The sequence below is a fragment of the Cellulomonas olei genome (assembly GCF_039548315.1).
In the GTDB taxonomy this organism is placed as follows: domain Bacteria; phylum Actinomycetota; class Actinomycetes; order Actinomycetales; family Cellulomonadaceae; genus Cellulomonas.
This window is the reverse complement of record NZ_JBCLVN010000053.1, coordinates 1-13,531: the sequence shown is the minus strand read 5'-3', so window position 1 is coordinate 13,531 and position 13,531 is coordinate 1. Positions and strand designations below refer to the sequence as shown.

Sequence of the window (13,531 nt, the reverse complement as noted above, 5' to 3'; positions counted from 1 at the left end):
GTCGGGGGCGGGATCGGCCCACGGAGCCGGTGACGGTCGCCACGACGGGCCCTCCGGGGCCCGCGCGACCCCCCGACGTGTGACCTAGGTCCCGGACGACCGATGGCCCGCACCGAGGTGGTGCGGGCCATCGGCCGCGAGGCGGGTGCTACTCGTTGTCACCGCCGGTCGCCGCGGTGGCGTTCTGCTGGGGGCCGCCGACCTCGGTGCCGGTCTCGCCCGCGTCGGGCCAGACCCAGTCGCGCACCTCGGGGAGGTCCTCGCCGTGCGCCCGGGTGTAGTCGTGGGCGCGGAGGCGGGCGTCCACCATGCGCTGGCGCAGGCCCGCGTACTTCGACCCCAGCGACGGCGTCTGGTCGATGACGTCGATGACCAGGTGGTACCGGTCGAGGTCGTTCAGCATCACCATGTCGAACGGCGTCGTGGTGGTGCCCTCCTCCTTGTACCCCCGCACGTGCAGGTTCTTGTGCCCCTTGCGGCGGTACGTCAGGCGGTGGATCAGCCACGGGTAGCCGTGGTACGCGAACACGATCGGCTTGTCCGTCGTGAACAGCGTGTTGAAGTCGCGGTCCGACAGGCCGTGCGGGTGCTCCCGCTCGTCCTGCAGGCGCATGAGGTCCACGACGTTGACGACCCGCACCTTGAGGTCGGGCAGCTCCTGGCGCAGGATGTGCGCCGCCGCCAGCACCTCGAGCGTCGGCACGTCACCGGCGCAGCCGAGCACCACGTCCGGGTCCTCGCCCTCGACCTCGGTGCCGGCCCACTCCCAGATGCCCAGGCCGCGGGTGCAGTGCGCGACGGCCTCGTCCATCGTGAGGAAGTTCGGCGCGGGCTGCTTGCCGGACACCACGACGTTGACGTACTGCCGGCTGCGCAGGCAGTGGTCGTACGTCGACAGCAGGGTGTTCGCGTCCGGCGGCAGGTACACCCGGACGATCTCGGCCTTCTTGTTCACGACGTGGTCGATGAAGCCCGGGTCCTGGTGGCTGAAGCCGTTGTGGTCCTGGCGCCACACGTGGCTGGACAGCAGGTAGTTCAGCGAGGCGATCGGCCGGCGCCACGGGATGTGGTTGGTGACCTTCAGCCACTTCGCGTGCTGGTTGAACATCGAGTCGACGATGTGGATGAAGGCCTCGTAGCTGGTGATCAGGCCGTGCCGGCCCGTCAGCAGGTAGCCCTCGAGCCAGCCCTGGCACTGGTGCTCGGACAGCATCTCGACGACGCGGCCCATCCGGGCCAGGTGGTCGTCGACGTCCGTCGGCAGGTACTCGGCGTTCCACTGCTTGTTCGTCACGTCGAACACGGCCTGCAGGCGGTTGGACGCCGTCTCGTCCGGGCCGAAGATCCGGAAGTTGTCCGGGTTCCGGCGGATGACCTCGGTGAGGTACTTGCCGAGCTCGCGGGTGGCCTCGGAGATCGAGCCGCCCGGCACCGGCACCTCGACCGCGAAGTCGCGGAAGTCCGGCAGCCGCAGGTCCTTGAGCAGCAGGCCGCCGTTGGCGTGCGGGTTGTCGCTCATCCGCAGCGTGCCGCCCGGGGCGAGGGCCGTGATGTCCGCCTTGACCGAGCCGTCCGCCTCGAACAGCTCCTCCGGGCGGTACGACTGCAGCCAGCCCTCGAGGACCTTCAGGTGCTCGTCGGTGTCGCGGGCGCTGGCCAGCGGGACCTGGTGCGAGCGCCAGGAGTTCTCGACCTGCTTGTCGTCGATGACCGGCGGGCAGGTCCAGCCCTTCGGGGTCTTGAAGATGATCATCGGCCACGCCGGGCGGGACTCGTCGCCCGCGGCGGCGCGCGCCTTGATCTCGGAGATCTCGTCGAGCACGACGTCCAGCAGCTCGGCGAACCGGGCGTGCACCGCGGCGTGGTCCTCGCCGTCGAAGCCGCCGACGAACAGGTGCGGCTTGTGGCCGTACCCGCGCATGAGGTCGAGCAGCTCCTCCTCGGGGATGCGCGCCAGGACGGTCGGGTTGGCGATCTTGTACCCGTTGAGGTGCAGGATCGGCAGCACGACGCCGTCCTTGGCCGGGTCGATGAACTTGTTCGAGTGCCAGGACGTCGCCAGCGGGCCGGTCTCGGCCTCGCCGTCGCCGACGACCGCCGCGACCAGCAGGTCCGGGTTGTCGAACGCCGCGCCGTACGCGTGCGACAGGGCGTAGCCCAGCTCGCCGCCCTCGTGGATGGAGCCCGGCGTCTCCGGCGCCACGTGGCTCGGGATGCCGCCCGGGAAGGAGAACTGCCGGAACAGCCGGCGCACGCCCTCCTCGTCGGGGGTGATGTCGGAGTAGACCTCGGAGTACGTGCCGTCGAGGTACGCGCTCGCGACGAGGCCGGGGCCGCCGTGGCCGGGGCCCGTCAGGTACAGCGTCGACTGCTCGCGCTCCGCGATGACGCGGTTCAGGTGCGCGTACAGGAAGTTCAGGCCCGGCGTCGTGCCCCAGTGGCCGAGCAGCCGCGGCTTGACGTGGTCGCGGGTCAGCGGCTGTCGCAGCAGCGGGTTGTCCAGCAGGTAGATCTGGCCCACCGACAGGTAGTTGGCCGTCCGCCACCAGGCGTCGATGCGCCGGAGCGTCTCCTCGGAGACCGGCTGGCCGGACCCGGCCCGCCAGGTCTCGAGCGGCGCCGTCGTCGTCGTCATGTCTCTCCCCGTTTCGCAGAACCACGGATGAGCCGTGGGCCCGGACGAGCGCCCCCCGCCGGGCATCCCCCAGCCTTGCGGCGCCGGACGCCGCGAGCCGGGACGTCCGACCTAGCCGGCAGCCCCGTGGCCGTACCTCGGCCCCGCCCCATCCAACCCCATCGGGTGACGGGGTGCACCCGCCCCCACGGGCGCGGGGACGGGGCCGTCCGGCCGGGGTCCCGGCGCGGGTCCCGCCGCCCCGGCCGGGTACCGTGCTGAGGTGCCCGAGACCTCCCGCGCCGAGCGGCGCGCGACCCTGTGGCGGGTCGCGCGCACGCCGCGCATGATCGGCCTGCTCGTGGTCCTGCTCGCCGCCGCGGCGGTCTGCGGGCGGCTCGGCGCCTGGCAGCTCGAGCGCGCGGAGGTCCGCGGGGCGGCCGCCCAGGCGCGGGCGCTCGCGGAGGTCGAGGCGCAGCCGCCCGTGCCGCTCGAGGACGTGCTGGCCCCGCAGTCGACGTTCGACGGGTCGCTCGTGGGGCGCCGGATCGAGGTGACCGGGCGGTACGAGGCGGACGGGCAGCTGCTCGTGACGGACCGCGGCCTGGACGGGCGCACCGGCTCGCTCGTCCTGACGCCGCTGCGCGTCGAGTCCGCGGACCCGGGGGCCGACGGGGCGGTGCTGCCGGTGGTGCGCGGGTGGGTGCCCGCCGACGTGCAGGATCCCGCGGCGCCCGAGCTGGCCGTGCCCGAGGGCACCGTCACGGTGACCGGTTACCTGCAGGCGTCCGAGGACTCCGGCGCGCCGCTCACCGGCGACGGCACGACCGACAGCGTGTCGTCCGCCGAGCTGCTGGGCGTGTGGGGCGGCCCCATCTGGACGGGCTACGCGGTGCTCACGACGTCCGACCCCGCGCAGCCGGCCGCCGTGGAGCTGCTGCCGCCGCCGAAGCGGTCCGGCACGGGGCTGAACCTGCAGAACCTCGGCTACGCGGCCCAGTGGTTCGTCTTCGGCGTGTTCGCGGTGGCGCTCTGGGTGCGGCTGCTCAAGGACGAGGTGCTGCGCGAGTCCGGCGAGCTCGGGCCGGCGGACGCCGGGACCGACCACGGCGCGGCCCCGGGCGACGCACCGCCGCCCGGGGCCTGAGCGGCGGCACGTCGCGCGGCGGCCTACTCCCGCTGCCAGGAGCTCCAGAGCGAGGCGTACTCCCCGCCGGCCGCCACGAGCTCGTCGTGCGGCCCGATCTCCGTGATGCGCCCGGCGTCGACCACGGCGACGCGGTCGGCGTCGTGCGCGGTGTGCAGCCGGTGGGCGATCGCGACGACCGTGCGGCCCTCGAGCACCGCCGACAGGGAGCGCTCCAGGTGCCGGGCGGCCCGCGGGTCGAGCAGCGACGTCGCCTCGTCGAGCACCAGCGTGTGCGGGTCGAGCAGCACGAGCCGGGCGAGGGCCACCTGCTGCGCCTGCGCCGGCGTGAGCGCGACGCCGCCGGAGCCCACCTCCGTGGCGAGCCCGCCGGGCAGCGCCGCCACCCACTCCCAGGCGTCGACGGCCCGCAGCGCCCGCTCGAGGGCGTCGTCGTCGGCGTCCGGGTCGGCCAGCCGCAGGTTGTCGGCGAGCGGCCCGACGAACACGTGGTGCTCCTGCGTCACGAGCGCGACGTGGCCGCGCAGCTCGTCCAGCGGCAGGTCGACCAGCGGGACCTCGCCGACCGTCACGGCGCCGCCCGTGGGCGGGTGGATGCCGGCGAGCATCCGCCCGAGCGTCGACTTGCCGGCGCCGGACGGCCCGACGACGGCGAGCCGCTCGCCGGTGCGCAGCGTGAGGTCCACCCCGTGCAGCACGTCGCGGCCGGGCCGGTACGCGTACCGGACCTCGCTGGCGACGACGGCCTCGTCCGCGGGACGGGCGTCGCGGGCCGTGCGGTCCGGGGCGACGTCCGCGACCCCGATGATCCGGGCCAGCGACGTCGCGCCGACCTGGATCTCGTCGAGCCAGAAGATCAGCTCGCCGATGGGGTGGATGATCTGCATCGCGTACAGCGCGATCGTCGTGACGGCCCCGACCGTCGCGTGCCCGGTCGAGATCAGGTACGCGCCCCAGGCCAGCACGGCGACCACCGGCAGGATGAACGCGGTGTCCACGCCGGGGAACAGCACGGTCCGCAGGCCCAGCGTGCGGGTCTCGGCGGCGAACGCCTCCCGCAGGTCCGCGTCCAGCCGGGCTCGCCGGCGTGCGCCGAGCCCGAGCGCGTCCACGGTGCGGGCGCCCTCCACGGACTCCGTGATGGTCCCGTTGATGGTCGCGTAGGCCGCGGACTCGCGCAGGTACGCCGGGGCGGCCCGGCGCAGGTACCAGCGGGTGACGCCGAGCAGCAGCGGCAGCCCGGCGAGCAGGCCGATCGCCACGAGCGCGTTCGTCACCACGGCCGCGACCGCCGTCAGGGCGATGGTCGCGACCGTGACGAGGATCCGCGGCACCCCGAACCGGACCGTGTACTGCACCCGGTCGATGTCGGTGGTGGTCCGCGCCACCAGGTCGCCGGTGCCGGCCCGCTCCACGGTGGACAGCGGCAGCCGGGTGACGGTCGCGACGAACTCCTCGCGGAGCTCCGCGAACACCGTCTCGCCGAGCACCATCGCCGACCGCTGGGCGTAGCGGATGAGGACGGTCTGGGCGAGCACGGCCACGACGAGCACGAGGATCGTCCGGTCGACGGCGGCCGTCGTGGTGCCGTCGACGACGGCGTCCACGAGGCGGCCGAGCAGCCACGGCCCGGTGAGGCCCGCGGTGGCCGCGAGGACGTGCAGCACCACGACCAGCACGAGGCCCCGGCGGTGCCGGCGGAGCAGCGCGGCGGTGTGCCGGCGCAGGGCGGTCGGGTCAGCGACGGGCAGCTTCACGGCTCACCTCCGGTCGGTCGTGGTCCTGGTGGTCGGGGCGGGGGACGGGGGAGTCGACGCCGGGGGAGTCGGTGCGGGACACCACGGCGCGGTAGGCGGCGCCGGTCGCGTCCCGGGCCGCGACGAGGTCGCGGTGCCGCCCGGTGGCGACCACCCGGCCGCCGGCGACCAGCGCGACCTCGTCGACCACGTCGAGCACCAGGGGGCTGGCGGTGACCACCACGGTCGTCGCCCCGCGGCGCGCGTCGGCGAGCCGCCGGGCGATGCGGGCCTCGGTGTGGGCGTCCACCGCGCTGGTCGGCTCGACGAGCACGAGCACCTCCGCCCCCGTGAGCAGGGCGCGGGCCAGGGCGACCCGCTGCCGCTGCCCGCCGGACAGCGAGCGGCCCTTCTCCTCCACGGCGCCGTCCAGGCCGCCGGGCACGGAGTCGAGCACGTCGCCGGCGTCGGCCACGGTCATCGCCGCCAGCAGGGCGTCGCGGTCGGCCCCGCCGCGCACGTCCAGCTCGTCGGCGAGGGTGCCGGTGAACAGGTGCGGCGTGGACTCGGCGACGACGACCCGGCCGCGGACCTCGCCCAGGGCGAGCTCGTGCAGCAGCGCGCGGCCCCAGCGCACCGAGGACAGCGGGGCGTCCGCGGGCTCGCGGACGGCGGCGTGCTCGTCGGCCCCGCCCTCGTCGGCCTCGCGGCGGGCGGGCCCGAGCCGGCCGAGCCGCAGCGCGATCCGCGCCGTCTCGTCCGGGTCGGCGCCCACGAGCGCGGTCAGCCGCCCCGGCCGCACGACGACGCCGCTCGCCTCGTCCACCAGCGCCTCGCCGGGCCCGGGGGCGGTCGCCGGGTGCGCGGGGTCGTCCGACCCGGCGACCGGGACGGACAGGACGCGGATGATCTTGCGCGCGCCGACCACCGCCCGGGTGACCACGCGGATCGCCTCGCTCGCGGTCCACAGCGGCTGCGTGAGGAACGCGGCGAACCCGTAGAACGACACGAGCTGCCCCGGGCTGATGTCGCCGGACAGCGCGAGCCGGGCGCCCGCCCACACGACGACCGCGAGGAACAGGCCGGGCAGCAGCGTCTGCAGGGCGTCCAGCAGCGACTGCGTCTGCGACACCCGCACTCCGGCCGCCCGCACCTCCTGGGACTGCGCGCGGTACCGGTCGGCGAACACGTCCTCGCCGCCGATGCCGCGCAGGATGCGCAGGCCCGACACGGTGTCGGCGCCGAGCGTCGTCAGCCGGCCGGTGGCCTCGCGCTGGGCGGCCTGCCGGCGCTGCAGCGGCGGGACGAGCAGGGACAGCACCGCGACCACCACGGGCAGGCCCAGCAGCACGAGCAGCCCGAGCGGGACCGACGTGCCCAGCAGCAGGGCGCCGAGCGTGAGGTACGCCGCGATCCCGCCGACCAGCCGGGGGAGGATCGCGAACACCTCGCCCATCCGGAGCGCGTCCGTGGCGACGGTGGCGACGACCTCGCCGGTCGGCAGCTCGTCGGTGATCGCGTCGCCGGTGCGCGTCACGTGGTGGCCGACCTGCTGCGACGACGCGAACGCCGCGCGCAGCCAGTTCTCCACCTCGAGCCGGTGCCCCCAGACGTTCGCGCCGACCTGCACCAGTCCGAGCCCGGACAGCAGCAGGCAGCCCAGCCAGAGCTCCCGGCCCAGGCCGTGCTCGAGCCCGCCGTCGACGATCCGGCCGAGCTGCCAGGGCAGCAGGGCCGCCGCCACGTTCCCGACGACCGCGACCGCGGTCGCGCCCGCGAGCACGCCGGCCTGCCGCCGCGCCTGCCACAGCAGGAGCCGGCGGGGGCCCGTCAGCGGGGGGTGGCCGGGGTCCGGCAGGGGAAGGGGTCGCACGACGGACCACGCTACGGGTGAGCCCTGACACACCGGCAAGGGAATTGGCCGGTCGCGCGCGACGACCGCGCGGCCGCTGGGGGACAATCACCGGGAGCACCCCGCCGGCCGCCGAGAGGACCCCCATGACCGAGCCCGCCCCCGCCGGACGGCCCGCCCCCGCGCCGGTCCTCGAGAGCGCCCCCGGCAGGCTCGCCCGCTACCGCGCGATGGCGTGGGTCACCGGCACGATGCTGCTGGTGCTCTGCCTCGAGATGGTGCTCAAGTACGTGCTGCACGCCGGCGGCGTCGACCCGGCGACCGGGGACCCCGAGCCCGTCCTCGGCACGTGGGTGGCGATCGCCCACGGCTGGGTCTACGTCGTCTACCTGGCGACCGTCGTGCAGCTCTGGTCGGCCATGCGCTGGTCGCTCGGCCGGCTCGCCACGATGGCGCTCGCGGGCGTGGTCCCCGTCATGTCGTTCGTGCTGGAGCGGCGGGTGCACGCCGACGCCGTCGCCCGGATCGAGGGCCGGCCGGCGTCCGCCCCCGCCCGCTGACCCGGCGCCCGCCGAGCAGTCGCGCGCGCAGCCGTCCCGCGGGACGCTCGACCAGCCACCAGCTAGCGGTGGCGGCGACGAGCGTGAGCGCGATCGTGGCGAGGGCGCCGAGCGCGTCCTGCGGGTGGTGCAGCCACCGCACGATCGCCGCGTTCCACAGGTAGGCGGCGTAGGAGATCGTGCCGAGGGCGACCGCCGGACGCAGCAGCCGGCTGGGCAGGACCGGCCAGCGGCCGGCGTACGACACGAGCACGACGGTGGCCGCGGCCACCGACGGCACGCCCAGCAGGTACCACCAGGGGTGCGCCCCGGTGGGCCCGGACAGGGAGGTCGCCAGCAGCAGCGCCACCAGCACGACCAGGAGCCGCCGCCGGGGCCCGCGTTCCGGCGGCAGCAGCTGCTGCAGCGTGTCCTGCCCGAGCCGGCCCGCGCAGCCGATGAGCAGCGCGGCGGCCCAGGACGTGGGCAGCGCGTAGACGCGTGCGACGTCCGGCGCCACCAGCAGCATCGTGACGGTGCACGCCGCGAGCGTGCCGAGGACGCCGATCCCGACCGCCACCCGCAGCAGGCCGCGCCGCCACGCCCAGGCCAGGACGAGCGGCCACAGCAGGTAGAACTGCTCCTCGGTCGCCAGGGTCCAGAAGTGGTAGAGCGACTCGCTCCCGTGGGGGAGCAGCGGCAGGTTCATCGTGTAGGTCACGGCGGCCAGCAGCGACTCCGGGACGAGGTGGCGGTCGCCGAGGTGGTCCAGGGCGCCCTCGACGACGACGAAGCCCGCGAGCATGAACAGCATGGGCGGGTAGAGGCGCAGGGCACGCGCGGCGGCGAAGCGGCCGTAGCGCACGCGGCCGTGCTGCTCGACGTCGCGGAGCAGCAGGCCCGTGATGAGCCAGCCGGAGAGGGCGAAGAAGATGGTCACGCCGACCACGCCGGCGGCGCCGAACGTCGCGGGCCAGGCGTGGTTGAGCAGGACGAGCGACACGGCGAGCCCACGGAGCGCGTCGAGGCCGGGCAGGCGGCGGGGCGTCGCGTCGGCATCTCTCACGTTACGGAAGATATGTCCTGTTTGTCCCGTTTGGGAAGACTGCAGGCCGGGATGCCGCCGACGACCGGGAGGGTGCGCCCCGGTCCGGTCCGACGCTGACGTCACAGGAGAGTGGGCTGGGCGGGTGCACTCGCCCCGGTCGTCCGCGCAGGTCAGCGGGGCGCGCGGCGCGGCTATGCTGTGCCGCGCCGGCCCGGAAGGAGGTGTCGCCCGTGTCCCTGCACCTGATGCAGATCGGGGAGGTCGCGGAGCGCACCGGGCTCTCCCTGCGCACCATCCGCTACTACGGCGAGGTCGGCCTGGTCCGGCCCTCGGCCCGCACGCACGGCGGCTTCCGCCTGTACACCGAGCCCGACATCGCACGGTTGGAGCTGATCAAGCGCATGAAGCCGCTCGACTTCTCCCTCGACGAGATGGGCGACCTGCTGGGCGTCCTCGACCGGATCAACGCCCCGGGCGTCAGCCAGGAGGACCACGACGTGCTGCTGGAGCGCCTCGCGATGTACCGGCTGGCCGCGGAGGAGCGCTCGCGGGCGCTGCGCGAGCAGCTCGCCGTCGCCGAGGACTTCCACGAGAGCCTGCGCCAGGAGATCTCCCGGCAGCGGCGCATCGGGGACCGCTCCGGCTCCTGAGTACGCGGCCGTCGCCCTCCCGCGGAGCACTACCCTGGTCCGGTGACCGACGCCTCTCCCGTGCCCGTGCCACCGCCCTCCGGCTCCTCGCCCGCCGACCAGCACCGCCCGGTGCTCGTGGTCGACTTCGGGGCCCAGTACGCCCAGCTCATCGCGCGCCGCGTCCGCGAGGCCAGCGTCTACTCCGAGATCGTGCCGCACACCGCGTCGGTGCAGGACATGCTGGCCAAGGACCCGGCGGCCATCATCCTGTCCGGCGGCCCGTCCTCGGTGTACGCCGAGGGCGCGCCGTTCGTCGACCCCGCGCTGTTCGAGGCCGGCGTGCCGGTGCTGGGCATCTGCTACGGGTTCCAGGCGATGGCCAAGGCCCTCGGCGGCGAGGTCGCGCAGACCGGCAACCGCGAGTACGGCGGCACCCCGGTGGACGTCGTCCGCACGGGCACCGTCCTGGCGGGCAGCCCCGAGCAGCAGACCGTCTGGATGAGCCACGGCGACGCCGTCCACGCCGCCCCCGAGGGCTTCGAGGTCCTGGCGACCTCCGCGGGGTCCCCGGTCGCCGCGTTCGAGGACCGCGAGCGCCGCCTGTTCGGCGTGCAGTGGCACCCGGAGGTCAAGCACTCGCCGCTGGGGCAGCGGACGCTGGAGCACTTCCTGTACGAGGGTGCCGGCCTGGCCGCCGACTGGAACCCGGGCAACGTGATCGCCGACCAGGTCGAGCGGATCCGCGCCCAGGTCGGCAGCGCCCGCGTGATCTGCGGCCTGTCGGGCGGTGTGGACTCCTCCGTCGCGGCGGCGCTCGTGCAGAAGGCCGTCGGCGACCAGCTCACGTGCGTGTTCGTCGACCACGGCCTGCTGCGCACCGGCGAGGCCGAGCAGGTCGAGCAGGACTTCGTCGCGTCCACCGGCGTCAACCTCAAGGTCGTCGACGCCCGCGAGCGGTTCCTCACGGCCCTGGCCGGGCACACCGACCCGGAGACGAAGCGCAAGATCATCGGCCGCGAGTTCATCCGCGTGTTCGAGGACGCGGCGCGCGAGGTCGTCGAGGAGGCGGGCGCGCACGGCGAGGAGGTGAAGTTCCTCGTCCAGGGCACGCTGTACCCGGACGTCGTCGAGTCGGGCGGCGGTGAGGGCGCGGCCAACATCAAGAGCCACCACAACGTCGGCGGCCTGCCGGACGACCTGCAGTTCGAGCTGGTCGAGCCGCTGCGGGCGCTGTTCAAGGACGAGGTCCGCGCCGTCGGCCTGGAGCTCGGCGTGCCGGAGGCCATCGTCTGGCGCCAGCCGTTCCCGGGCCCCGGCCTGGGCATCCGGATCATCGGCGAGGTCACGCAGCAGCGGCTGGACGTGCTGCGCGCCGCCGACCTCATCGCCCGCGAGGAGCTGACCCGCGCCGGCCTGGACCGCGAGATCTGGCAGTGCCCGGTCGTGCTGCTGGCCGACGTGCGCTCCGTGGGCGTGCAGGGCGACGGCCGGACGTACGGGCACCCGGTGGTGCTGCGGCCGGTGTCCTCCGAGGACGCGATGACCGCCGACTGGACGCGGCTGCCCTACGACGTGCTCGCGACCATCTCGACCCGGATCACCAACGAGGTGCCCGAGGTCAACCGCGTGGTGCTGGACGTGACGAGCAAGCCGCCGGGCACCATCGAGTGGGAGTGACGCGCGGCGCACGCGCGGACGCCGACGGCCCGGGACCCCGAGGGGGTGCCGGGCCGTCGCGCTCCCGGCCGCGGCGTCCCTCCCGGAGACCGGGACCTCTGTCCTAGGCTCGACGGGCGACTCTGCGTGGGACGAAAGACCCGATCGGCACGAATCCGGTCTTTGTGCGTGGCGTCACGAAGCCTCTCCGGGCGGATCGCATGACCAACGTCCCACCTTCCGGCCGCCGCGTGGGAGACGCTCTTCCCGTGGGGCTCACAGGTTCCACCGGGCCGGCAAGGGGTCGGTCCGCAACGGGGGTATCTGAAGGGATCACCACATGTCTACCGTGGCAGCGACGGGCGGCTCGAAGGCTGCGCGCGTCATCGGCATCATCTCGGCGGTCGCCGGTCTCGTCCTCATCATCGCCGGCGGCGTCACCTGGGGCTCGGTCTCCAGCCACCTCGCCGACGAGAACATCACCGTCTCCGAGGACGCGGCCAACTTCGCCGGGCAGCCGGTCACGACGCCGTGGACCGCGTTCGCCCAGGCGGACATCATCAACCACCACGCCCTCGAGGCGACCGGCGGCAAGACCTACGCCGAGCTCGACCGCGAGGACCCGCTGCGTGACACCGCGATGAACGCGTCGTTCCTCCGGGCCTCGCTCTTCACCTCGGTCGTGGCGTTCGGCGTCGCGGCGCTGGTCATGGGCCTGGGCGTGATGTTCATCCTCGTCGGCTACGCGCTGTGGGCCATCGCCGGCCGCTCGGTCGCGACCGTCGCCGAGACGCGCAGCACCACCCCGGCGGACGCGGGCCTCAAGGCCTGAACCACCCGCACGGCACGACGGAGGCCGGGACCCGATCGGGTCCCGGCCTCCGTCGTCGTCCGGGGGGTCAGCGGCCGGTCCGCGCCTCGCGGCCGCGGCGGCGTGCCGTGGTGAGCACCGACCCGACCAGCAGCGCGAGACCCGCGCCCGCCAGCAGCACGATCAGCGCGAGCTGCACGTCGATCCGCGCGCCCGCGGCGGCCGCGAGGATCCCGACGCCGACCACCGTGACGATCAGGCCCCACACGACGGTCGCGGAGCGCGGGCCGCGGTCCTCCGGCGGGACCGGCGGCTGCGCGGGCGCCGGCGCGGGGGCCGGTGAGGCGGCCCGGGCGGCGGGCGGGGCCTGGTACGCGGGCGCCGGTCCGGAGGCCGGGGCGGTGCCGTATCGGGGCGCCGACTCGGGCGCCGGGGGAGCGCCGGGCGCGGTGCCGCTGGGCCCGGGGCCCGGGGCCGGCGCGGCGGCGGGCGTCACGGGCTGCTCCGGCGCCGGGCCGGTCCCGCCCGGGGCGGTCGCCGACGGCATCTCCCGCGTGGCGTCGACGGGCGCGATCCGCTCGGTCGCGCCGGCGGGCTGCGCCGTGGCGAGCTCCACGGTCTCGCCGGCGGGCTCGACGTGGGCGATCTGCTCCGTCGGTCCGTCGGTCGCGGGGCGGTCGATCCGCTCGGTCACGTGCTCGTCCGCGTCGTCGGGCCGGGGGGTGCCGGGTCCGGTGCTGGTCATCGGTCCTCCTCGATGGTGATGTTGCCGACGCCGAGCTCGATGGTCAGCGCGATCTCCGCGTCGCGGCCGTCGGCCATGGCCTCGCTGGTGAAGAGCCGGTCGTTGCCGACGCCGTCGGCCCGCTGCCGGTTGCCGTCGACCCGCCAGTCGATGTCGCCGACCCCGGACGTGACCTCGGCGGTCACCGCGGCGCCCTCCGGGACGACGACGGTGATGTCACCCATGCCGCCGCTGACGGGCACGACGAGCGTTTCGTCCGTCAGGGGGACGTCGGTGAGGTCCACGTGGGCGTCGCCGATGCCGAACGCGTAGCCCTTCTCGGCCGCCGCGCGGCTGGTCACCGCGACGTCGACGCTGCGGAACGTGTCGCGGTCCACCCGCCACTCCCCGCGCCCGTCGACGACGACCGCCGGGCCGGCGATCAGCATGCCGATGATCGCGAGGGCCGTCAGGCCGCCGGCGGTGCGGCCGCGCAGGCCGGACACGATGATCGCCACGCCGACGAGCACCACGCCGCCGCCGATGACGACGGGGAGGATCGGGCCGGTGTACCAGCCCGCGCGGTCGGCGGCGAGCAGGCCCGCGAGCCCGAGCAGGATGACGGCCACGACGACGCCCGTCAGGGCGGCGCCCGGTCCGCGACGCGGGGGCCGCGGCGGGGCGGGCGGCACCGGGGGCACCGGCGGGACCGGGGGAGCGGGGGGCGGCGGGTTCCAGCCGCGCGCCGGGGCGGGGGCGGCGGCCCACGCGG

The 13,531-nt window shown here is 75.1% G+C and carries 11 protein-coding genes; 5 read left to right on the top strand and 6 right to left on the bottom strand.

Going from position 1 to position 13,531, the window contains the following annotated elements; genetic code table 11:
* Nucleotides 1–148: 148 nt before the first annotated feature.
* The gene (locus AAHH18_RS14815; RefSeq protein WP_283319549.1) at nucleotides 149–2,635 is read right to left on the bottom strand and encodes a phosphoketolase family protein; all 2,487 of its coding nucleotides are present in this window, start codon (nucleotides 2,633–2,635) and stop codon (nucleotides 149–151) included.
* Between the two features lie 262 nt (nucleotides 2,636–2,897).
* Here AAHH18_RS14815 and AAHH18_RS14810 point away from each other — a divergent pair, with 262 nt between their 5' ends.
* Nucleotides 2,898–3,761: an SURF1 family protein gene (locus tag AAHH18_RS14810; RefSeq protein ID WP_343302131.1), complete on the top strand. Its 864-nt coding sequence runs from the start codon at nucleotides 2,898–2,900 to the stop codon at nucleotides 3,759–3,761.
* Between the two features lie 23 nt (nucleotides 3,762–3,784).
* Here AAHH18_RS14810 and AAHH18_RS14805 read toward each other — a convergent pair whose 3' ends face one another.
* Entirely contained in the window at nucleotides 3,785–5,518 is a 1,734-nt protein-coding gene (locus tag AAHH18_RS14805; RefSeq protein WP_343302130.1) for an ABC transporter ATP-binding protein, read from the bottom strand.
* Nucleotides 5,499–7,370: an ABC transporter ATP-binding protein gene (locus AAHH18_RS14800; RefSeq protein ID WP_343302129.1), complete on the bottom strand. Its 1,872-nt coding sequence runs from the start codon at nucleotides 7,368–7,370 to the stop codon at nucleotides 5,499–5,501. Before AAHH18_RS14800 ends, AAHH18_RS14805 begins: the two co-directional genes overlap by 20 nt.
* A gap of 125 nt (nucleotides 7,371–7,495) precedes the next feature.
* Between AAHH18_RS14800 and AAHH18_RS14795 the strand changes: the two genes are divergently transcribed.
* Nucleotides 7,496–7,909 (top strand): DUF3817 domain-containing protein, encoded by a 414-nt coding sequence (locus AAHH18_RS14795; RefSeq protein ID WP_283319553.1) that lies wholly within the window; start codon nucleotides 7,496–7,498, stop codon nucleotides 7,907–7,909.
* Here AAHH18_RS14795 and AAHH18_RS14790 read toward each other — a convergent pair.
* Nucleotides 7,824–8,954: an acyltransferase family protein gene (locus AAHH18_RS14790; protein WP_343302128.1), complete on the bottom strand. Its 1,131-nt coding sequence runs from the start codon at nucleotides 8,952–8,954 to the stop codon at nucleotides 7,824–7,826. The two genes, AAHH18_RS14795 and AAHH18_RS14790, sit on opposite strands and share 86 nt — an antisense overlap.
* A gap of 227 nt (nucleotides 8,955–9,181) precedes the next feature.
* On the opposite strand from AAHH18_RS14790, the gene AAHH18_RS14785 reads away from it, so the two are divergent.
* From AAHH18_RS14785 to AAHH18_RS14775, 3 genes are all read left to right on the top strand, one after another.
* Nucleotides 9,182–9,586 carry a MerR family transcriptional regulator gene (locus tag AAHH18_RS14785; RefSeq protein WP_459349149.1) on the top strand — a complete coding sequence of 135 codons (405 nt, stop codon included), beginning with the start codon at nucleotides 9,182–9,184 and terminating at the stop codon, nucleotides 9,584–9,586.
* A 42-nt stretch (nucleotides 9,587–9,628) separates the two neighbouring features.
* On the top strand, nucleotides 9,629–11,245 hold the full coding sequence (gene guaA, locus AAHH18_RS14780; protein WP_459349148.1) for a glutamine-hydrolyzing GMP synthase: 1,617 nt from the start codon (nucleotides 9,629–9,631) through the stop codon (nucleotides 11,243–11,245).
* Nucleotides 11,246–11,564: 319 nt separating this feature from the next.
* On the top strand, nucleotides 11,565–12,056 hold the full coding sequence (locus tag AAHH18_RS14775) for an aromatic ring-opening dioxygenase LigA (RefSeq protein WP_283319555.1): 492 nt from the start codon (nucleotides 11,565–11,567) through the stop codon (nucleotides 12,054–12,056).
* Between the two features lie 67 nt (nucleotides 12,057–12,123).
* On the opposite strand, the gene AAHH18_RS14770 is transcribed toward AAHH18_RS14775, so the two are convergent.
* Nucleotides 12,124–12,780: a hypothetical protein gene (locus tag AAHH18_RS14770; protein WP_343302126.1), complete on the bottom strand. Its 657-nt coding sequence runs from the start codon at nucleotides 12,778–12,780 to the stop codon at nucleotides 12,124–12,126.
* Nucleotides 12,777–13,531: LiaF domain-containing protein (locus tag AAHH18_RS14765; protein ID WP_343302125.1), on the bottom strand; the 755-nt coding region annotated here is incomplete at its 5' end. The genes AAHH18_RS14765 and AAHH18_RS14770, both read right to left, overlap by 4 nt.